Here is a 23,229-nt window from a genome sequence, read left to right as displayed (position 1 = left end):
CGCTACGCGATCTTCCGGAACCAGGACCGTCCCAGGATCTCGTCGAGGCGGACCCGCACGTCGACCACGTAGACGAGCATCGCCGTCACCGCGACCAGGAAGAACATCAGCCCCATGCCCAGGGTCGCCTGGACCACCCAGATCAGCAGGGTCGACACCGCGAGCACCGCCACCCAGAAGGTCTTCGACTGCGCGTCGGCCGCGGTGAAGGCATCCGGGCGGGTGATCGCGGCGTGCACCGTCGCGACCGCCGACGTGACGCCCGCGACGATGGTGATCGCCAGCAGAATGTACTGCTGGGCATTCCAGATGAAAACAGCTGTGCTCACGACTCCACCTTAATCACCGGCGGGCTCGGCCAGTTCGACGACGAGCGGCGCACCCGCGTCACGGTCGGCCGCCGATTCCTCTCCTGCGGTGTTCTCGCGGCGGAAGGAGTCATAGATCTCCAGCAGCATCTGCTTCTGCCGCTCGCTGATGGAGCCGTCGGCCAGCAGCGCGTCGCGCACCGGACTGGCCGGGCGCGCCTCCAGGATGCCCGCGCGCACGTACAGCACCTCGGCCGAGACGCGCAGCCCCTTGGCGATCTGCGAGAGGACGTCGGCCGAGGGCTTGCGCAGGCCACGTTCGATCTGTGACAGGTAGGGGTTGCTCACCCCGGCGCGTTCGGCGAGCTGACGTAAGGAGACCTTGGCCGAGAGTCGCTGGCTGCGAATGAACTCGCCGATGTCTTGCGCGGCGTTCGCCACTGCTTCGACGGTGCCGGTGTCGGCCTGGCCGTCGGGCTGGTTCTGCTCAGGTGTCATCTCGAAATCGTGCCTCCCGATTCCAGTATCCGGGAGCCGCGCTAGCAGATGCAAGCGCCGTCTCAGGAGAACAGCAGCACCGACACCGTGTAGATGGTCAGCCCGGCCAGTGAACCGACGACGGTGCCGTTGATGCGGATGAACTGCAGGTCCCGCCCCACCTGCAGTTCTATCTTCCGGCTCGTCTCCTCGGCGTCCCAGCCTCGCACCGTCTCGGTGATCACCGAGATGATCTCGGTGGAGTAGTTGTCGGCCACGTGACGTGCGGCACGCACCGCCCAGCCGGTCATCTTGGCCTGCAGCGGCTGGTCGTCGCGGATCCGCTGGGCGAGTTGCACGACGGCGTCCGAGAGCGAGGTCCGCAGCGTGGACGACGGATCGTCGAGCATCTGCTCGATGACCGCCTTGCCCGCCTGCCAGGCGGTCGACGCCGCCCCGGTGACCTCGTCGCGGCCGAGCAGTTCGATCTTCATGTTCTCGAACTTGGCGATGGTGGCGTCGTCGTGCTGCAGCTCCTGTGCGAAGTCCGCGACGAACTGGGCCATCGCCAGGCGCAGTTCGTGCTGCGGGTCGTCGCGCACCTTGTAGGTGAACTCGGTGAGCTCACGGTAGATCTTGTCGCCGACCAGCTGGTTGACGAATCTCGGAGTCCATGCCGGACCGTCGCGATCGACCACGCGATCGATCAGCGACTGGCTGCCGAGCGCCCAGTCGTGGGCGCGGTCGCACGCCAGCTGGATCACCGGTTCGAGCCGGTCCTCGGCCACCAGCTGTTCCAGGATGCGTCCGGCCGGCGGCGCCCACAGCGGCTCGGCCGCCCATTTGAGGACGGCCTGAATGAACTGTTCGACGTCCTCGTCGCGGAGCATCTCCGACCAGAGCTTGAACACGCGCGAGACCTCGTCGTTGATCCGGGGCTTGTTGGCCGGATCGGCGAGCCAGGTCGACACCCGGCGCGGGAGGTCGAGCGACTCCACGCGCGTCTCGACCACCTCGCGCGTCATGAAGTTCTCCTGAATGAACCCGCCGAGCTGATCGCCGATCTGATCCTTCTTCCGCGGAATCAACGCGGTATGCGGGATCGGCAGACCCATCGGCTGCCGGAACAGCGCCGTGACGGCGAACCAGTCGGCGAGCGCACCGACCATCCCGGCCTCGGCGGTGGCCCGGACGTACCCGACCCACGCCGCGACATCGGCCCCGTCACGATGCTCGAGCCATCGCATGACGAAGTAGATGGCAGCCGCCGTGAGCAGCAGCGCGGTGGCGACCGTCTTCATCCTGCGCAGGTCACGGGCACGTTTTGCATCGCCTTCGGCCAGTCCGGCGGGGACGGCGGGCGATGCGGGCGGCTTCGCCCGATTGTCCAAGGTTGACGACACCCGTCCAGTGTTCCGCACGAACTACTAGTGTTTCCAGGTGATGCCGAACCCGCCGACTCCCACCAGCGCCGCACGCGCGGCGGTCAATGCTGCCGCGATCCTGACTCGCGAACTGGAGCAGCGGATCCTGACGCCCGCCGTCGGAGCCGTCGCCTCCGACGGCCGCAAGCAGCGATGGGAGAAGCACAAGCAGCAGCGTCGCAGCGAGCTGACGTCCGGGACCATCGAGGCGGTCCGCGCCCTGGGCCCCGACGCCGGGATGGATGACATCGCGCGGCACATCGGCGTCTCGAAGACGGTGCTCTACCGCTACTTCGCCGACAAGAACGACCTGGCCGCGGCGGTGACGCTCGCCTATGTCGAGACGACGATCATGCCGCGGCTGATCGCCGAACTGTCCGGCGACATCGGCGACTATCGGCTCGTCCGCGCGGTGATCACGGTGTACGTGGAGACCGTCGCCTCCGATCCCAACGTCTATCGGTTCACCATGGCCCGACCGTCGGGCGCCCGCCCGGTGGTCGCCGACGCCGAGAAGATCTTCGCGGGCGCTCTCGAGTCCACCCTCGAAGCCCGCCTGGCCGCCCGCGGTGCGGACACCCGCGGTGCGGGCACCTGGGCCAGGGCGATGGTCGGTGGGATCACGCTCGCGGTGGACGAATGGATCGCGGTCCCCGATCGGACTCCGCAGGCCCTGGCCGACGAGCTGACGATGATGGTGTGGGGCGGGGTCGTGGCGATCGTGACCGCGGGCGGCGACCCGGATCGGTTCGCAGCCGACCCGCCGCAGTTCCCGCCCACCGACTGACGCCCCCACTGGCCGGACCTCGACTGGCGACACCCCGACTGGCGACACACTGCCACCCGGACCCCGTCACCTGCGAGACGACGAACGCGGCCCCGACACTCGAGCGAGTGCCGGGGCCGCGTTCGTCAGAAGCCGCTTACTTGGCTTCCGGGGTGGCCTTCTTGGCGGCGGGGGCGGCCTTCTTGGCCGGGGTGGCCTTCTTGGCGGCCGGCTTGCGCACGGTGGTGGCGCTCACCTTGGCGGCTGCGGCATCGGCGTCGGCCTTGGCCTTGGCGCCGGCCTGCTCGATGTCGGCAGCGCGCTCCTGCAGCTTCTCCGAGACCTCATCGGCGGCCACTGCGGCGTCCTCGACGCGGTCGGCGGCACGGCCGGCCAGTGCGGCGGCACGCTCACCGACGGCGCGCGTCTGCGACGACACGGCGCCCAGGGCGTCCTCGGTCAGGTCGACGGCGTCGTTGTAGGCCTTCTCGACGCGAGCGAGGTTCTCCTCGACGTACGGGGTCTGGCGCAGGCGCTCCACGGCGCTCTCGCCGCGCTCGGCGAGCGAGTTGTACAGGCCGGTGGTGGCCTCGAGGTACGGCTCGGCGACCTTGCGCAGCTCGTCGGCGGTCAGCTTGGCGCGGATGTCCTCGATGCTCGGGAACTCGGTGGGCAGCTCGGTGAACCGGCTGCGGGTCTCGTCCAGACGAGTCTGCGTGCGCTCACGAGACGCCTGCGCGCGGGTCTTCAGCTCGGCGAGGACATCCTTGACTTCCTGGACGGCAACGTCGCCGGCGCCGACGACTGCGTAGACCGGGGTGGGGAAAGTACGTTCGGCGGTGCTCATTGCAACTCCTTGCTTGCTTTAACTTGCACTACCAGTGTGCAACACCGTGCTAACAAAAGCTAGCGCTTGACGCGTCATAGTGTTCGAGGTCACTGGGAAAGAAGTAGTTTCAAATGCAACAAAATCGTCGTTAACCTGCGGTTACCGATTTGGTTCCAGAATCAATCCAGGTCAAGGCATTTAGCGCACTGCTAGCAAAACCTTTGAATCTAACGATTAAAGTGCCCATGCCGCGGAGCCTGAAGGTTTGCTTCAGCAAACACTTGTGGCGCTCTCAGGGCGTCGGGGTCGCTGCGCTCTCGTCGTATCGGTAGAAGCCGCGCCCGGTTCTGGCGCCCAGGTCGCCCGCGGCGACCATCTTCAGCAGCAGCGGCGGCGGAGCGTACAGCGGCTCCTCGAACTCCTCGAGCATCTTCTCGGCGATGACCTTGACGGTGTCGAGGCCGACGAGGTCGGCGAGTTTGAGCGGCCCCATCGGATGCGCGCAGCCGAGCACCATCGCCTTATCGATGTCCTCGGCCTTCGCGAAACCGCTCTCGACCATCCGCACCGCCGACAGCACGTACGGCACCAGCAGTGCGTTGACGACGAACCCCGACCGGTCCGCCGAGCGGACCACCTGCTTGCCGAGCACGTCGTAGGCGAAGGCCTCCGCGCGCTCGACGGCCGAGGCCGCGGTGCACGGGGCGGCGACCAGTTCGACCAGCGGCAGGACCGGGACCGGGTTGAAGAAGTGCATGCCGAGGACCCGTTCGGGGTGCGCGGTCGCGGCGGCGAGGTCGGCGATGGAGATCGACGAGGTGTTCGACGCCAGCACCGCGGTCGGGTCGGTCACGATGCGATCGAGGTCGCGGAAGATCCCCGTCTTGACGGCCTCGTCCTCGACGACCGCCTCGATCACCAGCTGGCGATCGGCGAAGTCGCGCAGGTCGGAGGTGAAACGCAGCCGCCACGACGCCTGTTCACGTTCGCGCTCGGTGAGCTTGCCGCTGCTGACCCCCTGGTCGAGCGACCGCAGGATCCGGGCCCGGCCCGCGACGATCAGCTCCCGGTTGCTCTCGAAGACGAGCACGTCGGCGTTGGCACGCGCCGACACCTCGGCGATACCGGAGCCCATCTGACCGGCGCCGACGATGCCGACGCGGGACGTCTTCGCGGTTGCCATGTCCGGACTCCTGTGCGGTGCGGCGCCGACGGTGCGGCGAGACTTCGGTGGAACGCAACGAACCCGGGGCACTCGGGGTAGGTACCCCACCGGAGTGCCCCGGGTTCGTCATGCGCTGATCGACCTCGTCGAACGAGGATCGGGTCGAGTTCCTAGTGGAACTGGCCCTCTTCGGTCGAGCCCTTCAGGGCTGCGGTCGAGGTGTTCGGGTCGACCGTGGTGGCGATCCGGTCGAAGTAGCCGGCGCCGACCTCGCGCTGGTGCTTGGTGGCGGTGTAGCCGCGGGCCTCAGCAGCGAACTCGCGCTCCTGCAGGTCGACGTACGCGGTCATCTGCTCGCGAGCGTAGCCGTAGGCCAGGTCGAACATCGAGTAGTTGAGGGCGTGGAAGCCGGCCAGGGTGATGAACTGGAACTTGAAGCCCATCGCGCCGAGCTCGTTCTGGAACTTGGCGATGGTGTCGTCGTCCAGGTGCTGCTTCCAGTTGAAGGACGGGCTGCAGTTGTAGGCCAGCAGCTGGTCCGGGTACTCGGCCTTGACGGCCTCGGCGAACTGCTTCGCGAGGGCCAGGTCGGGCTTGCCGGTCTCCATCCAGATCAGGTCGGCGTACGGTGCGTAGGCCTTGGCACGGGCGATGCACGGCTCGATGCCGTTCTGCACGTGGTAGAAGCCCTCCGAGGTGCGCTCACCCGAGATGAACGGACGGTCGCGCTCGTCGACGTCCGAGGTGATCAGGGTGGCGGCCTCGGCGTCGGTGCGGGCGACGACGACGGTCGGGGTGTTGGACACGTCGGCGGCCAGGCGAGCCGAGGTCAGGGTGCGGATGTGCTGCTGGGTGGGGATGAGCACCTTGCCACCGAGGTGGCCGCACTTCTTCTCCGAAGCCAGCTGATCCTCCCAGTGGGTACCGGCGGCACCCGCGGCGATCATGGCCTTCTGCAGCTCGTAGACGTTGAGCGCGCCACCGAAGCCGGCCTCACCGTCGGCGACGATCGGCACGACCCAGTTGTCGACGGAGTCGTCACCCTCGACGCGGGCGATCTCGTCGGCGCGCAGCATCGCGTTGTTGATGCGACGGACGACGGCCGGAACCGAGTTGGCCGGGTACAGCGACTGGTCGGGGTAGGTGTGACCCGAGAGGTTCGCGTCACCGGCGACCTGCCAGCCGGACAGGTAGATGGCCTTGAGGCCCGCGCGGACCTGCTGAACGGCCATGTTGCCGGTCAGTGCACCGAGGGCGTTGATGTAGCTGTCGTCACCCTTGGTGACGCCTTCCCACAGGATCTCGGCGCCGCGGCGAGCGAGGGTGTGCTCCTCGATGACGTTGCCCTGGAGCTCAGCGACCTGCTCGGCGGTGTAATCGCGCTTGATGCCCTTCCAGCGGGGATTGGTGTCCCAGTCCTGCTGGATCTCGGCGGCGGTACGTGGCTTTCCGACGTTGCTCATAGCCTTCGCTTTCGTTAGAACTGCTCGATCGCAGTGCTTTGAGGGTTTAAGGATCAACCCGGATTGCGAACCGGTTGACACCTTGAGGCGATGCCTGCCATCAGGTTGCCACAACCCAAAGTCCCAGGTCCAGCCCTTGAACGGTGTTAATCGAGGCCAGGTTACTCGCAAGTTTTGCAAATCTTGCAAATATCAGTACGCGCGTACGGCTTAGCCGCTCGCTAAAAAGTACGCGCGTACTGGGAAAACCTCGAGCGGCGGCGCGGCGGGCGCACGACCGGCCCGCGACGGCAGGCGAGGCTCCCGCCGGGCCCAAATGTGTCGCACTTCACATCGGGCCGTGTGCGGGTCGCTCCCGGAAGCCGCCGATTCACCCGGCGGCGCGGCTCACCGCGTCGTCCATCAGGCGCACGAAGTCACCGTCGGCGACGGGTGCGGGCGCCTGTCGCTCCTGGGCCGAGACACCGCGCTCGGTCCCCGCCAACCCCAGCTGCACGGTCACCGTCTCACCGTTCGGACGGCGGACGAGAGCCACGCCCATCAGTCCGGTCCGGGCCCGCAGCCGGCCGTCGGGCAGCGTGGTCGTCGACTCGCTGCGCGTCACGTAGGCCTGCTCGACCGCCGGGTCGCGCGGCGCCGCCAGCTCGGTGGTCGTCGTGACGACACTGGCCCCGGCCAGCGTCCCGGTGCTCGGCACCGCGGTCACCACCGCGCACGGCCCGGTCGTCGCCCGCCGGTCCGCGTCGATGTCGCGCCGGACCGTCGAGACCAGTTCGCTGAGGGTCGCGTCGTCCGACCTCCCGACCACGAGCACCGAGTTGTCCTCGGTCAGCCGGGGGTTGAAGGCGGCGTCGGCGGTCGGCGCGCACACGGCCGGACTGAACCGGACGGTCCGCGACGCCTCCAGGGCGCGCCGGTTGGCCCCGATCAGGTCGTCCAACTGCATCGGAGCCGCAGAGAATCCGGCGGGCAGCTGCTCAACGGTCAGCGGCAGATCGGTCAGCGGGCGTTCGGCCGTCTCGCCGGATCCGCAGCCGACCGCGAGCATGACGACCGCCGCCCCCACCGCTGTGCCGGACACTCGGACGCGGAACATCGGCACGCGGGACACAATGGAGCGGAGCACACCGGCACCGTACCCGCTGCAGGAGGACAGGTCAGCGATGAGCAGCCAGCAATCCGGCGGCAAGAAGATCTTCGTCGGCAGCCGGATCCGCGGGCTGCGGGCCGACCGCGGGCTGTCGCAGCAGGCACTGGCAGGCATGCTGGGGATCTCCGCGTCGTACTTGAATCAGATCGAGCACGACAACCGTCCGCTGACCGGATCGGTCCTGGCGAAGATCACCGAGGCCTTCGGCCTGGACATCGACTTCTTCGATCCGCAAGACGACGTGCGCCTGGTGGCCGAGCTCCGCGAAGCGCTCCTCGACGAGGACCTCGACATCGCGCAGGCCGCCCGCGACAGCGTCGAGGTGGCCGACTTCGTCGCCTCGCACCGACCGCTGGCCGAAGCGATGGCCGCCATCCACCGGCACTACCGGATCGCCACCGAGCAGCTCGCCGCCGTGACCTCCGGCCGCGGCGACGCCGAGCAGCGCGGCGCCATCAGCGCACCGCACGAGGAGGTGCGGAACTTCTTCTACCAGCGGCGCAACTACATCCACGAGTTGGACGAGGCCGCCGAGAGTCTGACCTCGCGGATGCGCATGCACGCCGCCGACCTGCGCGCCGCCCTGACCTCCCGACTCGAGGACCGCCACGGTGTGCGCATCGTGCGCCGCGTCGACCTCGGCGACAACGTGCTGCACCGCTTCGACCCGGAGGCGCGGCTCATCGAGTTCTCCGCGTCGCTCTCCCCCGGGCAGCGCTCCATGAAGATCGCCGCCGAGCTCGGCTTCCTCGAGTTCGGCGATCTGATCGACGAGCTCGTCGAGGCCGCCAACTACACCACGCCCGACGCGGTGACCCTGGCCCGCCTGGGCCTGGCGAACTACTTCGCCGCGGCGACCGTGCTGCCGTACAGCCAGTTCCACGGGTTGGCGGAGGACTTCCGCTACGACATCGAACGGCTGTCGGCGTTCTATGCGCTCTCCTACGAGACCATCTGCCACCGCCTGTCCACCCTGCAGCGGCCCAGCATGCGCGGGGTGCCGTGGACCTTCGTGCGCGTCGACCGGGCGGGAAACATGTCCAAGCGTCAGTCCGCGACCGGCTTCCACTTCTCCACCTCCGGCGGCACCTGCCCGCTGTGGAACGTGTACGAGACCTTCGGTTCGCCGGGCAAGATCTCGACTCAGATCACCGAGATGCCCGACGGCCGCGAGTACTTCTGGGTCTCGCGCACCGTCGAACGACGCGCCGCTCGCTTCGGGCAGCCCGGCAAGACCTTCGCCATCGGCATGGGCTGCGAGCTGCGGCACGCCCCCCGCGTGATCTACTCCGACGGCCTCGAGCTCGGCACCAACGCCCGCGCCACCCCGATCGGCGCGGGCTGCCGCGTGTGCGATCGGCAGAACTGCCCCCAGCGCGCCTTTCCGCCGCTCGGGGTCACCCTGCACCTGGAGGAGCACCGCAGCACCGTCTCGCCGTACACCACGTCGTGACCCCCGCGGGGCGGCGAGGTGGTCTACCGTGACCGCATGAGCACACCGCGCGTGAGTCCCGGGAGGCCGGCCCAGCTGGGACCGATCAACTGGCTGATCGTCCGAGCCATGGGGCTGGCGACCGGCACCGACAACCCGCACATCTTCGCCACGCTCGGGCGCAGCAAGGGGCTGTTCCGCGGCTGGCTGCACTTCTCCGCGCGCCTGATGCCGCTGGGCGAGCTGTCCCGCCGCGACACCGAGATGATCATCATCCGGGTCGCCCACCTGCGCGGCTGCGACTACGAGCTCGATCACCATCGTCGGCTCGGTGCCCGCGTCGGCATCGACGCGGAGGCCTTCGCCGACATCCTGGACGGCCCCGACGCGGGGTGGGGCGACCGCGAGCGGTCGCTGCTGCGCGCCGCCGACCAGCTCGTCGCCGACCGCGACCTCGACGACGCCGCCTGGGACGCACTGCGCAGGCACCTGTCGGAACGCCAGGCGATCGCCTTCACCCTGCTGGTGGGTCAGTACGACATGCTCGCGACCACCATCACCGCGCTGCGCATCGCGCGCGACGAGTTCTGATCGGCCGCGCGCGATGACGTCGATCGCCCAGCGGCTGATGGGCAACCCGGCCTTCTCACAGATCTACGAGCGGCTGTGGCGCCCGGTGTTCACCCGTGCGTTCAGCCTGGGCGGCTCGGCGACCGCCGACTACGACCGCGCCCTGCGCGCGTACCTGGCCCGACCGAGCGATCAGATGGTGCTCGACCTCGCCTGCGGGCCGGGCAACTACAGCGCCGACGCCGCGGCCGGGCTGACCGGCGACGGACGCTATGTGGGCCTGGACTTCTCTCCCGCGATGCTGGCCGAGGCTCGACGCCGACACCCCGACCCCCGACTCACCTACCTGCGGGCCGACGCGCACCGGCTGCCCTTTCCGGACGGCTCGTTCGACACCGTGATGTGTCTGGCGGCGCTGTATCTGATTCCCGATCCGCTGCCGGTGCTCGACGAGATGGCGCGGGTGCTCAAGCCCGGCGGCGAACTGATCGTCTTCACCTCGGTCCGAGCGTCGATCGCCGCACTCCCCGGAGCCGAGGCGATGGCCGGGTTGTCCGGGCTCCGCATCTTCGGCCGACACGAACTGCTGATGAGACTGGAGTCGCTGGGGCTCGAGCACGTCGAGCAGACGATCACCGGAATCGGGCAGTATCTGCACGCCCGTCGCCCCCTTGGCACCGAACCAACCCAAGGCTAACCTAATCAATGCAGCATGATTCGTTGATTAGGAGTAGCCATGCCCGATACGACCGCCGGAACCCTCCCCTTCCAGGGACGTAAAGACGAGGACCTGCCCGGCCACTGGCTGCTGGCGCGAATGGGCAAGCGGGTCCTGCGCCCGGGCGGGCTCGAACTGACCGAGAAGCTGCTGGCCGACGCGTCGCTGGCGGGCGCAGACGTCGTCGAGCTGGCACCGGGCCTCGGCAAGACCGCGAAGGACATTCTGGCGATCGGGCCGAACAGCTATGTCGGCGTCGAGGCCGACCCCCAGGCGGTGGCACTGACCGAGCAGGCGGTCGCCGGCCGCGGCGAGGTCCGTCACGGCGACGCCGACGCGACCGGACTCGAGGCGGCCAGCGCCGACGCCGTCGTCGGCGAGGCCATGCTGACGATGCAGACCGACCGCGGCAAGACCGCCATCATCGAGGAGGCCTTCCGCGTCCTGCGTCCCGGCGGCCGGTACGCGATCCACGAGCTGTCGCTGCATCCGGACACCCTGTCGGACGACGCTAAGACCGAGATCCGCAAGGCGCTGGCGCGCTCGATCAAGGTGAACGCACGTCCGCTCACCGAAGCCGAGTGGCGCGCGATCCTGGAGCAGTCGGGCTTCATCGTCGAGAAGGTCGACTTCGCACCGATGGCCCTGCTCGAGACGCGCCGGGTCATCGCCGACGAGGGTGTGGTCGGCACCCTGAAGATCGTGCTGAACGTGCTGCGAAACGCCGCCGCGCGCAAACGGATCCTCGCCATGCGTAGCGTGTTCACCAAGTACAGCGACGAGATGGCCGCCATTGAAGTGATTGCGAGGAAGCCCGATGACGCAGCTTGACCTGACGCCGGCGACGTTCAGCTACCTGACCGGGCTGAACGCCCCGAACACCGCCGACAGCGGCACCAAGCCGGCGATCAAGCGGATCCACAAGAGCGACAGCGAGACCGTAGTCCGGCTGTCGTTCCGCGCGGGCCAGGTGATGGCCGAACACATCGCGGCCCATCCGATCGTCGTCCTGGGGCAGTTCGGCGACATCGACTTCACCGTCGAGGGCACCACCGTCCGACTGGAGCCGGGCACCGCGATCCGCGTCGACGCACGGGTGCCGCACTCATTGCAGGCGGTCACCGACGGGGCCGTCACGCTGATCGTCGTTCACGGGAACTGAGCGGATCGGCGATAGAGGAACTCCTCGGAGATGATCCGGTTGTAGCGCTCTACTTTCCCGTCGTGGCGAGGCGTGTACGGCGTGATCCGCTGATGCCGGGACCCGAACAGGGCTCGGGCGAATGCTTCAGCTCGACAGCAGGCTCCGTTGTCGGTGACGATCCGCTCGATGTGGGTGATCCCGTGGGCGGCGAACCAAACGCGGGCGTGCGAGTTGGCGATGGGGCGTGGACGCGCGGTCGAGCAGCCCGATGTCGCCGTAGCGCCGGTAGCGGTTGACCCGCTTCGAGGCGGTTGCGCGAGAAATCCGCATCTCGGCCGCGACGTGAGCGATCGGACGGGTGCGACGCCGTTGGATGAGCCGTTTGCGACCTTCAGGAGTCAGGGGTGCGTTCTTGTGGGTCACCGGGCTGCGCCGGGTGCGGACGCCCGGCGGGCAATGTCGCGGTTCTCGATGGCCTCGCGAACCTCGCCGATCGCCGTACGGATCGTGATGCCGTAGGCGTCATCGGACAACGCCGAGATGTGCTGCTGGGCGTTGTTGATGTGTTCGGCGGCGGCTTCGAACGCGCCCAACCGGCGGAGGCTGTCGGCGATGTTGAGGTAGAGGCTTGGGTAGAACCCGGCCACCTGGAGTGTGGCGTGGTGTTGCTTGGCGCGTTCGTCGGTGAGGGCGTCGGCGGCATCGAGTGCGCGGACGTCCCAGATGAGAGCCACTGCCGGTTCCTCGTAGAGGTCAGCCACGTAGTGAGCGAGCGCGCAGCGGTGGAACGGGTCGCCCGCGACTCCGATCTGACGCCAGAGCGCTAGCAGGTCGCGCCGAGCCAGCTCGGGGTCTCCTTCGCGTCCGAGTACCACGGCGTTGCCGATCGCTTCCATTGTCGGGTCGGGTGTCGCGGCAGTATCGGTCATGAGATCGGTGCAGTCCTTGTCATCTTCGGTAAGCGAACGAGCTCGTCGAGGCGGCGTCGCGGCGTCGGTTCAGGTTGTTGGGGTTCCTTCGTCAGGACGGACCGGCTCGACAGGGCATGACGAGCGTGGTCAGGTCGCCGTCGTTGGCTGAGCGGACGGTGGCCGGCTGGTCAGGACCGCGAAGATCGAGCATCACGTCGGCACCGAGGGCGTGGCTCACCGCGGGATACAACGTGGTCAGCTCGAACCACAGCGTCAGATCGGTTCCCGTCGCGGTGCCGTCGAGAGCCATGACGGCCTCAGGCAGTACGAGACTCGGCCGGCCGGCCGAGATCCGCAATCCGATCCTCGCGGGTGCTTGCTCTAGCGCCTTGAGGAACCGCTGCGCCTGGATCGTCACTCGATGGGTCACCGCCGCGAGCGAGACGATCAGCAGCCTGTAGTCCGGGAACACCTCGGTCAGGAGCCGGCAATAGGCCGTGGTGCCGTCAGCCAAACCGAAGGCCAAGGCATGCTCGGCTGCCTCCAACGTCACGGAAGGGCTTCTCCGAAGCCGCGACATCATGGCGAGGAGGTCGTCTCCGACCAGCGTGCCTGCCCACGAAGCAGCCGACGCCTGGGTGGGCACCAATGTCCGCGTCGCGAGGCGGTAGCGATCGGTGGCGGTCAATGAGATCGCATCGGGTTCTGCTTCCAGCCGGACCCCTGCCAGGACCGGAACCTCGGGGTCGTGAGTGGTGGTGACCAAGACCTGGTCGACAGCAGCCGCAAGGACCGGACCTGACAGGACGCCGAGGATGAGGTGGGCGTTCTCAGTAAGTGACGCCTTGAGTGTTGCTGCCCTCTGATGAACCGCGTCGGCATCTGCGGCGACCTTGGCCACGTGCTCGTCGATGAGCCCCGCAGCCTCTGCCGGGCCGGCGTCGAAGAAGCGGCCGATCGCGGGCAGTGGCATCCCGATCTCTCGCAGCCCCCGCAACTGCGAAGCGCACGTCACCTGGGACTCACTGTAGAACCGGTAGTTGGTCAGCGGGTCGATCCGTTCGGGACGAAGCAGACCCGCATCGTCATAGAACCGCAACGCACTCGCGGTCAGTCCGACTCGTTTGGCGAACGCACCGATCGACATCAACTCCGGGTCCATCACCCGAACATTGTGAGGCCTCAACCAACTCGAAGGTCAACCCCCGCCAGCCGTCAACAACCTTCTTGCCGGCCACAGCGACCGCGCGGCCTCGGAGATTCGTGAATCCAGTCCGGAGGTCGGCGAGAGTAATCTTCCTCGACCCCGAAAGTGTGCCCGGTTCTGCTCGGGCTCGATATGTACGATGGCTGCGATCGCCGTCGTGGCCGCGGCCGCTGTCCTTGCTGGATACGGGGATATCACGCCACTATCAGCTCATCACACCGACGATGAACCACACGATGCCGCCGACCACACCGGTCATCAGGTTGCCGAGGAAGACACCGACGGCGATCCGACCGAGGGTCGGCTGCACGAACCGTGGCTCCTGCATGGGATGTGTCAGCACATGGGGGACATCCCCTTCCTGGTCTTGCAGCACGTGCGGCACCATACCCGGCACATCCGACATTCTGAGCACGTTCGCCACGTCATTCGTCCGATCGACGAGCGATTCTGACCATCAGGCATGTCCGTTATGCCGGTCCGCCTGTCTGACTTCGTGATTCGCAGCACGGCTTGACATCGCCCGTGGCATGACTCACTATCGCTTCTTAACTGATCACTCAGTTAAGAAGCAAGGAGTCTTGATGTCCTCATCCCCCGGCGCGCCGCAGGCAGCCGCAACCACCGACGAATCTCTGCCGCAGGGCGTCCTCCCGCTGTGGGCGGTCTTCGGCGTCGCGCTGGGCATCCTCGCCCCGGCGTCGACCCTGGCCCTGGCGATCGGCGTCATCATGTCGCAGGTCGGCGCCCTGAGCTGGATCACCTGGGCGGTCACGTCGGTGCTGGTCCTCGGCTTCGCCGGCGGCATCTCGTGGCTGGCCAAACGATTCACCACCACCGGCGGCATCTACGGGCTGACCACCCGCGCCGCCGGCCGCGGGCCCGGCTTCTTCGTGATGTTCGCCCACCTGGCGTCCTCGCTCGTGTCGGGTCCGGCGTGCGTGCTCGGTGCGGCGATCTACCTCGACGCCTGGCTGCGCAAGCTCGGCGTGCCGTACAACCCGTGGATCCTCGCCGGCTGCTCGGCGCTGATCGCCGTCGCGGTGACCGCGCTCTCGCTGCGCGAGGTGAAGCTCTCGGCCAAGCTGCTGCTGCTGATCGAGTTCCTCACCGTGATCGTGATCGTGGCGCTCATGGTCGTCATCGTCTTCCGTGTCCCGGGCGGCCCGATCGACGGTCGCCAGTTCGACTTCAGCGGCTTCTCGCTGACCGCGGTGCTCGCCGTCGCCGGATTCTCGGTCTTCTCGATGGCCGGCTTCGACCATGCGGTCACCCTCGGTCGTGAGGCCCGCAACCCCAAGCGCGCGATCAGCCTCGCCGTGATCGGCTCGGTGTCGGCATGCGGCCTGCTCTACCTGATCGGCACGTACATCATCGTCCTGGGCTTCCGCGACCTGTCGATCGAGGACGCGCTCAACGCACCCCTCGACGTCCTCGCCCAGCGCTACGGCGTCGGCTGGCTGGCGCACCTGATCGACCCGGGCGTGGCCATCAGCTTCTTCGGCTCCACCCTCGGCATCATGGCGGGCACCAGCCGGACCGTGTACACGATGGCGCGCGACGGCATGCTGCCCAAGGCGCTGTCCGGCGTGGACCCCGTCCACAAGACGCCCCGCACCGCCGTGCTCGCCATCGGCACCCTCTACGTGGTCGTCGCCGTGCTCGGCGCCCTGCTGGCCCGCGCCACGACCACCTACGCGCTGCTCGGCACCTTCGCCGGCTACATGCTGGTGGCGTCGTACGGCGCGACTGTCCTGGCCGCCGGCTGGTACGCCATGAAGACCCGCACCCTGGGCTTCGGCATCGCCGTCTCCACCGTGCTCGCCGCCTTCGGCTCGGGCTTGATCTACTGGAACTCCTTCAACCCGTTCCCGCAGGGTGCCAAGTTCTGGGTCGCGATCATCTTCTTCGTCGCGGTCATCGCGATCATCGGCGGCTACGCCTATCTCAAGGCGCGCAAGCCCGAGGTGGCCCGCCAGATCGGCGAGACCGACCGGCAGACCGACGCCGAGGTCGACGCCGCCGCAGTGACCGAGGTGGATCTGACCGAGTTCGATCGGCCGACGGCGGACGAGCCCGTCACCACCCGGTGACCTCTCCCCACCGATGATTCGGCCCCGCGGCGTTCAGGCCGCGGGGCCGTTTCACATCGAGCGGTAGTCGCGGACCGACATCCGCGGCCCGCGGCGCTCGGGCATGCCCGCCCCGAGCTCACACAGGCGGACCACCCGGTAGCGCTGTCCCCGGTACGGTTCGAGCAGCTCCAGCATGCCGTCGTCGTCGACGCGCCGACCGATCAGGGCCGACCCCACCACCGACGGGGTGTGGTAGTCGCCGACCGGGACCGCATCGGGATCGCCGACCGCTCGGATCCGAGTGTGCGCGGCCGTCCACGGCCCGACGCCGCGCAGGACCTCCAGTCGTTCCACCGCGCTCTCCACATCGACCGTCGCCGCGGCGCGGATGGTGCGCGCCCGCGCCGGCTCCAGCCCGCTGCGATGCCAGTCCGCCTCGGTGATGTCGCGCCAACGGCCCCGAGGCGGCGGCACCCGCATGTCGGCGGGCACCGGCCCGGGCGCGCGGTCGCCGTAGCGGGTCAGCAGATACCGCCAGGCCCGGTAGGCCTCGGTGCCCACCACCTTCTGTTCCATGATCGAGGCCACCAGCGCCTCCCAGACACGGCCGGTCCGCCCGATCCGCGGGCGTCCGACGCGGGCGAGCAGCCGTTCGACGACCTCGTCGTGCGCCGCCAGGCGCGACGGCTCGTCGAGCGCGCCCAGCATCCCCGGCGCCGCGTCGAGCAGCCAGGTGGCCCCCGGCCCCCAGGCGCGGACCGCCACCGCGCGATCCTGCGGAGCCGCGGTGATCGTCCCCGGGCCGTCGGGGGTGTGGACCGCGCGCCACACGGAGCCGTCGGGCGCGACGCGATACGCCGGATCACCACTGCCGCGCCGGTGCACCGACAGCGTGGCGCGCAACGACCGCGGGTCCACCGCAACGATCCTCCGAGACTGCGTCACCGCCCCATTCTGCCTGCGTGACACGGGCGCTGCGAGTCCCGATCACAGCAGTTCGGGTTTGTGACTTGACACACGCGCCAACTGCCGTCATAGTTCTTAACTGAGTAATCAGTCAGTAGCGAAGAAGGTGGTCACATGAACAGTCCCGTCCTCACCCCGTCGGTCCAGTCCGGGCTCTCGGTGTTCAGCGACCCCCGCTCGGTAGCCGTCGTCGGCGCTTCCGCCAACCGCGCCAAGTGGGGATACTGGCTGGCGGCCGGCGCCCTGAACGGCGCACACCGGCGCGACGTCCACCTGGTCAACGGCCGCGGCGGCGACATCCTGGGCCACGCCTGCGTCGCCTCCCTCGCCGACCTCGACGAGGCCCCCGAGCTCGTCGCACTGTGCGTGCCCGGCCCGATGGTCGGCGCCGTCGTCGATGAAGCGCTGGCGATGGGCGTGCGCGGCTTCCTCGGCATCACCGCGGGCATCGAGGACGAGGACGCGATCGCCGACCGCATCCGCGCCGCCGGCGCCCGGCTGGTCGGCAGCAACAGCCTCGGCATCTTCGACGCCGTCGGCGAGCTGGACCTCAGCTGGGGCACCTTCACCCCGGGTTCCATGGCGATCGTCTCGCAGAGCGGTCAGCTCGGCAGCGAACTGGCCCGCCTCGGCGAGATCAACGGCATCGGCGTCTCCCGGTTCGTCTCGATCGGCAACCAGAGCGACGTCTCGGCGGCCGAACTGCTCGCCGACCTGATCGACCACGAGGCCACCGAAGTCGTGGTCCTGTACCTGGAGTCGTTCGACGGCGGCGACGCGGTCTTCGACGCGGTGCGCGCGCTGCGCGCCGCGGGCAAGCCGACCATCCTGCTGACCGTCGGATCCAGCGCCGCGGGCAGCCGCCTCGCCCGCTCGCACACCGGCTCGCTGACCGCACCGACCGACGTCGTCGACGCCGCCTGCCGCGCCGCGGGCATCCTGCGCGCCGACTCGCCGGCCGAGGTCATCGACGTGGCGCGCACCCTCACCGCGGGCGCCGTCCCGACCGGCCGCAACATCGTCGTCGTCGGCGACAGCGGCGGACAGTGCGGCATCGCCGCCGACCGCGCCGCCGACTACGGACTCACCGTCCCGGCGCTGGGTGAGGCCGCCGCGGCCGCACTGGAGGCGCTGCTGCCCGCCGGTGCCGCCGTCAGCAATCCCGTCGACCTGGCCGGCGCCGGCGAGGCCGACTTGGAGAACTACGTGCGCGCCGCGGCCCTGGCGATCGCCGACCCCGGCGTCGACGCGGCCGTTCTGACCGGCTACTTCGGCTGCTACGGCGCCGACAACCCGGACCTGATGGACACCGAACTCGCGCTCGCCGCCGCACTCGCGGCCGCCGCGAAGGACGCGGGCAAGCCGCTGTACGTGCATTCGATGGTCGCCACCGGACCGGTCGCCGACGCCCTGTGGGCCGCCGGCGTGCCGACCTTCGGGACCGTCGAGCCGCTGCTGCGCGCCCTCTCGGGTGCCGCGGTCAACAGCGCGACCACCCGCGATCTGACGGTCGCCGACGCCGCCGCCGAGCTCGCCGGCTCCGGTTACTGGAACGACCGCGCCGCCCTGCTCGCCGGGGGTGTCGCCTTCCCCGACGGCGCGCTCGTCACCGACCGCGACGCCGTGGTCGCCGCCGCCGCGAAGCTGACCGGACCGCTGGTCCTGAAGGCCGGCTGGTTGGAGCACAAGAGCGAGCACGGCGGCGTCGTGGTCGGCCTGGCCGACGCCGACGCGGCGGTCGCCGCATTCGACGAGATGCACGCGCGGCTCGGCGACGGCGACTACGTCCTCGAGCAGATGGACACCCGACCCGACGGTGTCGAGATGCTGATCGGCTGCCAGCGTCACCCCGACCTGGGCGTCACGATCACCGTCGGCACCGGCGGCGTCGCCACCGAGGTGTACGCCGACGTCGTCATGGAGGCCGCGCCGGTGGACGCCGAGACGGCCACCGCGATGCTCTCCCGGCTCAAGGCCCACAAGCTCCTCGCCGGGTGGCGCGGCAAGCCGGCCACCGACGTCGCCGCCCTCGCCGAGACGGTCGCCGCGGTCTCGCGTCTGGCCGCCGCCGACCCCCGCATCACCGAAGTCGAACTCAATCCGGTGCGCGTGACGCCGACCGGCGTGATCGCCCTCGATGCGCTGATCGTCACCGACGTCGCACCGTGACGTCCCCGTCCCACCCCCGTCCCTCGATCCCGATCCCCCGAGACACCAACCCGAAAGGCAACCCGATGTCGCTTCCCCTTATCGACCTGAACACCGAGTTCACCGACCGCGTCGCCGTCGTCACCGGCGGTGGTTCGGGCATCGGTCGGTCGATCGCCGTCCGCTGGGCGCAGGCCGGAGGCACCGTGGCCGTCGTGGGCCGTCGCCCCGAGCCGCTCGCCGAGACGGTCGCCCGGGCCGAGGCCGCGGGCGGCAAGGCCATCGCCATCTCGTGCGACGTCCGTGACTCCGCCGCCGTCGACGAGGCGATCGACGGTGTGGCCGAGCGCTTCGGTCGCATCGACGCACTGGTCAACAACGCCGCGGGCAACTTCGTCGCACCGGCCGAGAACATGTCGGCGAACGGCTGGAAGGCCGTCATCGACATCGTCCTCAACGGCACCTTCCACTGCACCCGCGCCGCCGCGCGGCACATGCTGCCTGCGGGCCGCGGCAACATCCTGAACGTCATCGCCAGCTACGCCTGGCACGGCCACCCCGGCACCGTGCACAGCGCCGCGGCCAAGGGCGGCATCGTCGCGATGACCCGCACGCTGGCCGTCGAATGGGCCGACCGCGGCGTCCGCATCAACTGCATCGTCCCCGGCCCCACCGAGACCGAGGGCGCCGGCGCCGCACTGTGGCCCACCGACGAGGCGCGCGCCCGCGTGATGTCGTCGGTGCCCGCCGGCCGGTTCACCACCCCCGACGAGGTCGCCGAGTCGGCCGCGTTCCTGATGTCGGACCGCTCCGCATACGTCACCGGCGACCTGCTGGTCACCGACGGCGGCCAGTGGCTCGGCAAGTCGATCTACACGGTGGACTGACATGACCCTCATCGAATCCACCCCCGCGCACGCCGGCGCGTCGTGGCAGCGTGACTCCGCACTGATCGCGGGCGTCTGGCAGCGGTGCGCGCAGACCTCGCCGGTCTTCGACCCGGCGACTCTCGCGCAGGTCGGCACGTCGGGCTCGGCCACGGCCGCCGACGTCGACGCCGCCGTCGCCGGTGCGCGCGCCGCCCTGCCCGGCTGGAGTCAGACCGCCCCAGCCGAGCGCGCCGATCTGCTCGACGCCCTCGTCGAGCAGCTGCGCGAGCGTCGCGACGAGCTGGTCGACGCGATCGTCGCCGAGGTCGGTGCGCCGATCGCGGTGGCCCGCGAAGTCCACGTCGACCTGGCGATCACGATCATGGCCGACTTCGCCGAACTGGCCCGCACCTTCACCTGGCGCACCCAGCTCGGGAACTCGACGCTGCTGCGTCGTGCGGCCGGAGTCGTCGGCGCCATCACGCCGTGGAACTATCCGCTGTATCAGCTGGTCGCCAAGGCGGGCGCGGCGCTGGCCGCCGGCTGCCCGATCGTCGTCAAGCCTGCCGAACTGACGCCGCTGTCGACGTACCTGTTCGCCGACGCGACCGTCGCCGCGGGCCTGCCCGCCGGCGTCTTCTCCCTGGTTCCGGGCCCGGGCCGCGTGATCGGCTCGGCGCTGACCGAGCACCCGGGCGTCGACGTCATCTCCTTCACCGGGTCGACCGGGGTCGGTAAGACGATCGCCACCGTGGCCGCGCAGAACATCAAGCGCGCCTGCCTGGAGCTGGGCGGCAAGTCGGCCAGCGTCGTCCTCGACGACGCCGACCTGGCCGAGGCGATCCCGGCCAGCGTTGCGGCCGGCCTGCTGAACTCGGGTCAGACGTGCAGCGCGTGGTCGCGGCTGCTGGTGCCGCGCGCCCGCTACGAGGACGCGCTCACCCTAGCGGCCGACGCCGTCGCCGCGCTGAAGCTCGGCGATCCCCGCGACGAGGACACCGACCTCGGTCCGGTCGTCTCGGCCGACCAGAAGAACTCGATCGTCACCATGATCGACGAGGCCGTCGCCCGCGGCGCCCGCGTCGTGTGCGGCGGTTCGCAGACCCCCGAGGGCCTGGAGACCGGCCACTACGTGGCGCCGACGATCCTCGCCGATCTGCCGGCCGACGACCCGGCCGTCCTCGAGGAGATCTTCGGTCCGGTGATCGTGGTGCTCCCGCACGACGGAGACGACGACGCCGTCGCACTCGCCAACCACAGCGAGTACGGGCTGGCAGGCGCCGTGTGGTCGGGCGACACCGACCGGGCGATCGCCGTCGCCTCCCGTCTCGACACCGGTCAGGTGGACGTCAACGGCGGCGAGTTCAATCCGCGCGCACCGTTCGGCGGCTGGAAGTCGTCCGGACTCGGCCGCGAGCTCGGACCCGTCGGCCTCGAAGAGTTCACCGAGATCACCAGCATCCAGTTGTAACCCGCTCCCTCCCGAGCACCCCCACTACTTCACGCACGACCCGAAAGGCACTCCCATGACGAACGTCAACATCCCCGCGTTCCCGCTGACCGACGAGCAGAAGCAGATCATCGAACTCTGCCACGACTTCGCCGAGAAGGAGATCCGTCCCCGCGGCCGCGAGGTCGACGAGGCCGACACCGTCACCCCGGTCGACATCTTCCGCAAGGCCGCGCAGGTCGGCATCGCCGACTTCATGATCCCCACCGAGTACGGCGGCGGCGGCATGACCGACATCTTCACCCAGTGCCTGGTGCAGGAGGAGCTGTGCTGGGGCGACCCCGGCATCGGCAACCTCGTCTGCTCCAACGGCTTCTTCTCCGATCCGCTGATGGTGCTCGGCACCGAGGAGCAGAAGCAGCGCTGGCTGCGCCCCACCACCGGCCCCGACGCCGTCATGACCTCGCTGGCGACCACCGAGCCGGGCTCGGGTTCGGATGCGGCCTCGATCATCACCTCGGCGACCAAGGTCGACGGCGGCTACAAGATCAACGGCCAGAAGGCGTGGATCTCCAACGCCGGCGCCGCCGAGCAGTACGTCGTGTTCGCCAAGACCGACAAGACCAAGCGGTCCGGCGGCGTCACCGCGTTCCTGTTCAAGAAGGACACCCCCGGCGTCACCTTCGGTGAGCCGATGAAGAAGATGGGCCAGCGCGCCATCGTCTGCCGCGAGATCTTCTTCGACGATGTCTTCATTCCCGAGGAGGACCGTCTGGGCGACGAGGGCCAGGGCTTCTACGGCCTGATGGGCACCTTCGACATCTCCCGCGTCGTGCTGGGCGCGGCCGCCGTCGGCGCCGCCCGTGCCGCGTACGAGTTCGCCCTCGACTACGCCCGCGAGCGCAAGCAGTTCGGCAAGCCGATCATCGAGCACCAGGCCGTCGCCTTCCGCCTGGCCGAGATGGCCACCCGCATCGAGGCCTCGCGCCTGATGGTGCACCACGCCGCCCGCGTCCTGGACAGCGGTCAGCGCGCCACCGGACTGGCCGCGATGTGCAAGCTGCACGCGTCCGAGACCGCCATGTTCGTCACCCACGCGGCCATCCAGACGCTCGGCGGCTGGGGCTACTCGCGCGAGTTCCCCGTCGAGCAGTGGATGCGCGATGTGAAGCTCGAGGAGATCGAAGAGGGCACCTCGGACATCATGAAGCTGGTCATCTCGCGCAACCTCGACTGACGCCCGCCCGGGTGACAGTTCGATCCCGCTGAAACCGACTCACCCCGCATCGCCGTCGGCGTTGCGGGGTGAGTCGTCTGATGAGAATCCTGCAAGGAGAACCCCGCCATGCCCCGTGCCGCCGCAGCGCGTGAACGCCGCGACCAGATCCTGACCGCCGCGTGCGAGGTGATCGCCGACCGCGGTCTCGCCGCACTGCGCCTGGCCGACGTCGCCGCCTGCGCGGGCGTCTCGTCGGGCACCATCCACTACTACTTCGAGACCAAACGCGACGTCGTGACCGCTGCCTTCGCGTTGAACTTCGAGGAGTCGCTGCAGCGCCGACTGGACGTCCTCGACGCGGCCGGCGACGACCCCGTCGCCGCACTGCGCACCCTCGCCGCGGGCTATCTGCCCGCTGGCGGCAGTTCCACGCAGGCCTGGCGGGTGTGGGCCGAGCTGTGGTCGGAGGGGATGCGCGATGAGAGCCTGCAGGAGATCAACGCCCGCCTCTACGGTCGCTGGCGCTCCCTGGTCCACGAGTTGATCGTCGCCGGTCAGCACCGCGACGTCATCGTCGCAGGTGACGCCGCCGCCTTCGCCGACGTCATCGTCGCCCTGGTCGACGGCGTCAGCATCCAGCACCTGATGAACTCCCCCGCCATGCCCCTCGAAGCGATGCACGCCCGCCTCAACGGCTACATCGATTCGATCTGCGCCGCCTCCTGATCAAGTCCCCGAGTTGCGAGACCCTGCCGCGGGGTTATGGAGTGAGCGTCCCCAGGGTTGTCGAGTAGGCGCCCCTTAGGGTTGTCGAGTAAGCGCCCCTAGAGTTGTCGAGTAAGCGCACCCCTAGGGTTGTCGAGTAAGCGCAGGAGCGAAGCGACGAAGCGCATCGAGACGATCCACACCACCACCCGGGTCTCGATACACTCGCTCAC

24 protein-coding genes and 1 pseudogene are annotated in these 23,229 nt (G+C 69.1%); 12 read left to right on the top strand and 13 right to left on the bottom strand.

Annotated features, from left to right (window positions below; all coding sequences use genetic code 11):
* Window positions 1-2 precede the first annotated feature (2 nt).
* From AAFO60_RS03175 to AAFO60_RS03165, 3 genes are all read right to left on the bottom strand, one after another.
* Window positions 3-329: a DUF2516 family protein gene (locus AAFO60_RS03175; RefSeq protein ID WP_347954719.1), complete on the bottom strand. Its 327-nt coding sequence runs from the start codon at window positions 327-329 to the stop codon at window positions 3-5.
* Window positions 330-338: 9 nt separating this feature from the next.
* Window positions 339-806, bottom strand: coding sequence for a helix-turn-helix domain-containing protein (locus AAFO60_RS03170; RefSeq protein WP_347954718.1), 468 nt, complete (start codon window positions 804-806; stop codon window positions 339-341).
* A 62-nt stretch (window positions 807-868) separates the two neighbouring features.
* Window positions 869-2,086: a DUF445 domain-containing protein gene (locus AAFO60_RS03165; RefSeq protein WP_347955065.1), complete on the bottom strand. Its 1,218-nt coding sequence runs from the start codon at window positions 2,084-2,086 to the stop codon at window positions 869-871.
* Window positions 2,087-2,228: 142 nt separating this feature from the next.
* Here AAFO60_RS03165 and AAFO60_RS03160 point away from each other — a divergent pair, with 142 nt between their 5' ends.
* The gene (locus AAFO60_RS03160) at window positions 2,229-2,996 is read left to right on the top strand and encodes a TetR/AcrR family transcriptional regulator (protein ID WP_347955064.1); all 768 of its coding nucleotides are present in this window, start codon (window positions 2,229-2,231) and stop codon (window positions 2,994-2,996) included.
* 136 nt (window positions 2,997-3,132) lie between these two features.
* Here AAFO60_RS03160 and AAFO60_RS03155 read toward each other — a convergent pair whose 3' ends face one another.
* From AAFO60_RS03155 to AAFO60_RS03140, 4 genes are all read right to left on the bottom strand, one after another.
* On the bottom strand, window positions 3,133-3,822 hold the full coding sequence (locus AAFO60_RS03155) for a heparin-binding hemagglutinin (protein WP_347954717.1): 690 nt from the start codon (window positions 3,820-3,822) through the stop codon (window positions 3,133-3,135).
* Between the two features lie 274 nt (window positions 3,823-4,096).
* Window positions 4,097-4,987, bottom strand: a complete 891-nt coding sequence (locus AAFO60_RS03150; protein WP_347954716.1) for a 3-hydroxybutyryl-CoA dehydrogenase — start codon at window positions 4,985-4,987, stop codon at window positions 4,097-4,099.
* Window positions 4,988-5,139: 152 nt separating this feature from the next.
* On the bottom strand, window positions 5,140-6,432 hold the full coding sequence (gene aceA / locus AAFO60_RS03145; protein ID WP_347954715.1) for an isocitrate lyase: 1,293 nt from the start codon (window positions 6,430-6,432) through the stop codon (window positions 5,140-5,142).
* 370 nt (window positions 6,433-6,802) lie between these two features.
* Window positions 6,803-7,558 (bottom strand): hypothetical protein, encoded by a 756-nt coding sequence (locus AAFO60_RS03140; RefSeq protein ID WP_347954714.1) that lies wholly within the window; start codon window positions 7,556-7,558, stop codon window positions 6,803-6,805.
* A 37-nt stretch (window positions 7,559-7,595) separates the two neighbouring features.
* Between AAFO60_RS03140 and ramB the strand changes: the two genes are divergently transcribed.
* From ramB to AAFO60_RS03115, 5 genes are read left to right on the top strand one after another with little or no spacing between them, the layout of a single operon-like run.
* Window positions 7,596-9,035: an acetate metabolism transcriptional regulator RamB gene (gene ramB / locus AAFO60_RS03135; RefSeq protein ID WP_347954713.1), complete on the top strand. Its 1,440-nt coding sequence runs from the start codon at window positions 7,596-7,598 to the stop codon at window positions 9,033-9,035.
* Between the two features lie 36 nt (window positions 9,036-9,071).
* Window positions 9,072-9,605: a carboxymuconolactone decarboxylase family protein gene (locus tag AAFO60_RS03130; protein WP_347954712.1), complete on the top strand. Its 534-nt coding sequence runs from the start codon at window positions 9,072-9,074 to the stop codon at window positions 9,603-9,605.
* 13 nt (window positions 9,606-9,618) lie between these two features.
* Window positions 9,619-10,281 (top strand): class I SAM-dependent methyltransferase, encoded by a 663-nt coding sequence (locus AAFO60_RS03125; protein WP_347954711.1) that lies wholly within the window; start codon window positions 9,619-9,621, stop codon window positions 10,279-10,281.
* Between the two features lie 39 nt (window positions 10,282-10,320).
* Window positions 10,321-11,133: a class I SAM-dependent methyltransferase gene (locus AAFO60_RS03120; RefSeq protein WP_347954710.1), complete on the top strand. Its 813-nt coding sequence runs from the start codon at window positions 10,321-10,323 to the stop codon at window positions 11,131-11,133.
* Window positions 11,120-11,464: a cupin domain-containing protein gene (locus AAFO60_RS03115; RefSeq protein ID WP_347954709.1), complete on the top strand. Its 345-nt coding sequence runs from the start codon at window positions 11,120-11,122 to the stop codon at window positions 11,462-11,464. Before AAFO60_RS03120 ends, AAFO60_RS03115 begins: the two co-directional genes overlap by 14 nt.
* A gap of 5 nt (window positions 11,465-11,469) precedes the next feature.
* Here AAFO60_RS03115 and AAFO60_RS03110 read toward each other — a convergent pair.
* From AAFO60_RS03110 to AAFO60_RS03090, 5 genes and pseudogenes are all read right to left on the bottom strand, one after another.
* A pseudogene (locus AAFO60_RS03110) lies at window positions 11,470-11,676 on the bottom strand (IS481 family transposase); the annotation flags it as partial.
* Window positions 11,591-11,776: a hypothetical protein gene (locus AAFO60_RS03105; RefSeq protein WP_424310386.1), complete on the bottom strand. Its 186-nt coding sequence runs from the start codon at window positions 11,774-11,776 to the stop codon at window positions 11,591-11,593. The gene AAFO60_RS03105 and the pseudogene AAFO60_RS03110, both read right to left, overlap by 86 nt.
* Before the next feature lie 89 nt (window positions 11,777-11,865).
* Complete coding sequence (locus AAFO60_RS03100) at window positions 11,866-12,342, bottom strand: hypothetical protein (RefSeq protein ID WP_432211686.1); 477 nt, start codon at window positions 12,340-12,342, stop codon at window positions 11,866-11,868.
* A 124-nt stretch (window positions 12,343-12,466) separates the two neighbouring features.
* Entirely contained in the window at window positions 12,467-13,522 is a 1,056-nt protein-coding gene (locus AAFO60_RS03095; protein ID WP_432211685.1) for a MerR family transcriptional regulator, read from the bottom strand.
* A gap of 247 nt (window positions 13,523-13,769) precedes the next feature.
* Window positions 13,770-13,988, bottom strand: a complete 219-nt coding sequence (locus tag AAFO60_RS03090) for a hypothetical protein (protein WP_347954706.1) — start codon at window positions 13,986-13,988, stop codon at window positions 13,770-13,772.
* A 160-nt stretch (window positions 13,989-14,148) separates the two neighbouring features.
* Between AAFO60_RS03090 and AAFO60_RS03085 the strand changes: the two genes are divergently transcribed.
* Window positions 14,149-15,657, top strand: coding sequence for an APC family permease (locus tag AAFO60_RS03085; protein ID WP_347954705.1), 1,509 nt, complete (start codon window positions 14,149-14,151; stop codon window positions 15,655-15,657).
* 51 nt (window positions 15,658-15,708) lie between these two features.
* Here the strand turns inward: AAFO60_RS03085 and AAFO60_RS03080 are convergent, their stop codons facing one another.
* Window positions 15,709-16,584 (bottom strand): DNA-3-methyladenine glycosylase family protein, encoded by an 876-nt coding sequence (locus AAFO60_RS03080; RefSeq protein WP_347954704.1) that lies wholly within the window; start codon window positions 16,582-16,584, stop codon window positions 15,709-15,711.
* 135 nt (window positions 16,585-16,719) lie between these two features.
* On the opposite strand from AAFO60_RS03080, the gene AAFO60_RS03075 reads away from it, so the two are divergent.
* The 5 genes from AAFO60_RS03075 to AAFO60_RS03055 all read left to right on the top strand — a co-directional run bounded on the left by AAFO60_RS03075 (window position 16,720) and on the right by AAFO60_RS03055 (window position 23,017).
* The gene (locus AAFO60_RS03075) at window positions 16,720-18,774 is read left to right on the top strand and encodes an acetate--CoA ligase family protein (RefSeq protein ID WP_347954703.1); all 2,055 of its coding nucleotides are present in this window, start codon (window positions 16,720-16,722) and stop codon (window positions 18,772-18,774) included.
* A 65-nt stretch (window positions 18,775-18,839) separates the two neighbouring features.
* On the top strand, window positions 18,840-19,640 hold the full coding sequence (locus tag AAFO60_RS03070; protein WP_347954702.1) for an SDR family oxidoreductase: 801 nt from the start codon (window positions 18,840-18,842) through the stop codon (window positions 19,638-19,640).
* 1 nt (window position 19,641) lies between these two features.
* Window positions 19,642-21,093: an aldehyde dehydrogenase family protein gene (locus AAFO60_RS03065; RefSeq protein WP_347954701.1), complete on the top strand. Its 1,452-nt coding sequence runs from the start codon at window positions 19,642-19,644 to the stop codon at window positions 21,091-21,093.
* A gap of 55 nt (window positions 21,094-21,148) precedes the next feature.
* On the top strand, window positions 21,149-22,309 hold the full coding sequence (locus AAFO60_RS03060; RefSeq protein WP_347954700.1) for an acyl-CoA dehydrogenase family protein: 1,161 nt from the start codon (window positions 21,149-21,151) through the stop codon (window positions 22,307-22,309).
* Between the two features lie 108 nt (window positions 22,310-22,417).
* Window positions 22,418-23,017 (top strand): TetR/AcrR family transcriptional regulator, encoded by a 600-nt coding sequence (locus tag AAFO60_RS03055; protein ID WP_347954699.1) that lies wholly within the window; start codon window positions 22,418-22,420, stop codon window positions 23,015-23,017.
* Window positions 23,018-23,229: the final 212 nt, after the last annotated feature.

The organism is Gordonia aichiensis, assembly GCF_039946255.1.
Classification (GTDB): domain Bacteria; phylum Actinomycetota; class Actinomycetes; order Mycobacteriales; family Mycobacteriaceae; genus Gordonia; species Gordonia aichiensis_A.
The sequence above is the reverse complement of the archived record's forward strand: the minus strand, read 5'-3'. Positions and strand labels throughout refer to the sequence as shown.